The following is a 1,586-nucleotide window of genomic DNA, read 5'->3' on the forward strand; positions in this document are numbered from 1 at the left end:
GCCTTGGACAGCTCGTGGTTCTCTGGTCCGTCGGTCGAATGCCAGTTGTCGAAGCTGATGTGAAAGCCGTCGAGGTATTGCTTGCGGCCGGCGGCAATGCCGGCGACGAAGTCCTGCGGCGTCTTTCCGGCCTTCTCGGCCGAAATCATGATCGGCGCGCCGTGGGCGTCGTCCGCACAGACGAAGTGCACTTCGTGGCCCGCCATGCGCTGGAAGCGCACCCAGGTGTCGGCCTGGGTGTACTCCATGATGTGGCCGATGTGGAAACCGGCGTTCGCATAGGGTAGGGCGGTGGTGACGAAGAGCTGGCGGGGCATGGGCGCTGGGAACGGAGCTGGCGGGCGGAACTGCGGATTCTAGGTTTGCGGGTCAACGGGGGCGGCCGGGTCGGCTGCGGCCTCGCCATCGGCCTGAGGCTCATCGGGGGCGTCGGGTTCGTCGGGCTTGCCGCTGATCTTGCGCTGGCGCTTTTCCTCGGCCTTGCGCTTCTTGGCCAGCTCGCGCTGGCGTTTTTCATAGCTGTAGTTCGGGGTAGCCAAAATGGACTCTCCTTGAGGTGGTCGGCCCAATGTAGCTTGCGATGGCGCGTTGAGCGCTTCCAAGTTGCAGCCGAAAGCTCCACAGCGCCTCAAGGACCTCGCTTAAGTCACTGATTTGTAACGCTTCTGAAAGCTATCCACCGAGTCTGTGGAAAACTTTGTGGAGAACCCGCCGCCATCGCAGCCAAGCCCTTATGGAATGCGGGTCCGCTTAGGTTGCTCAATTTCTAGGCACCCTCGGTTCGCTTATATGAATCAATAACTTAGCGGAATGGCGGGGCGAGCTCACGGGCCAGGGGGCATGAGGGCTGGCGGGGCTTGACGCCTTCCAGATTTGGGGATAAGTCAAGGCACCAAGTGCGGATGTCACGGTTTGGAAGGACATTTCGACGCGCTTTGTCCCCGTCTGCTGTGGACAAGTCTGTGGGCCGGCTGACGACAGCGGCGCTAAGTGCTTGATCGGCCAGCCGGCCGCCCGCAATGCCCGTTTTTGAGGCGCCATCGCGAGTGCCGCCTGGGGGCAGCCCCAACAGGCAAGGCGGGGGTGGCGGCTAAACTCGCGCCCTTTTGAACGGGCGGCAGCGGCGCAATGGCGGATTTGACGAGGGAAAGTGGCGGACGCGGCAAGAGCGCAGCGCGCGCCGGCACTTTCGAATTGAAGTCGCGCCGCTTCAGCCTGCTGGGCCTGGTGCTGCACAGCGCCGACATGGCCGAGCTGGCCGCCGACTGGGCCCAGCGCGCGGGCGCCGGCGGCTTCGAGCATGAGCCCGTTGTCATCGACTTGAGCCAGCTGGCGCGTGCGCCGGCCACCGTGGCCGCGCCGGTCGAAGGCCAGGCACCGTTGGCCCTGGACGGGCCGGCACCGGTTGATTTGCGGGCGATCGTCGAGCTGCTGCGCAACAGCCAGCTGCAGCCAGTGGCCGTGGCCGGTGCGACGGCCGAGGAGCTGGCCGCGGCGCATGAGCTGGGCCTGGCCGACGCGGCCGACGAGCCGATGGGTGAACGCAGTGCCGCGCCGGCCGAGACAGTGCGAGAGGTGGTTCGTGA

General features: G+C 65.4%; 3 protein-coding genes. 1 reads left to right on the plus strand and 2 read right to left on the minus strand.

All coding sequences use genetic code 11. The features are described 5' to 3' along the window. Positions 1 to 317 (minus strand): class I tRNA ligase family protein (locus AC1DU6_RS30545; protein ID WP_477861834.1); only part of this gene is annotated, 317 nt, incomplete at its 3' end. A 39-nt stretch (positions 318 to 356) separates the two neighbouring features. Further along, a complete protein-coding gene (locus AC1DU6_RS30550) occupies positions 357 to 539 on the minus strand; it encodes a hypothetical protein (RefSeq protein ID WP_056199090.1) in 183 nt (60 codons plus the stop codon). Between the two features lie 655 nt (positions 540 to 1,194). On the opposite strand from AC1DU6_RS30550, the gene AC1DU6_RS30555 reads away from it, so the two are divergent. Then, the coding region (locus AC1DU6_RS30555; RefSeq protein WP_477861836.1) for a septum site-determining protein MinC at positions 1,195 to 1,586 on the plus strand (392 nt) is incomplete at its 3' end.

Source organism: Roseateles sp. P5_B10 (genome assembly GCF_056400485.1).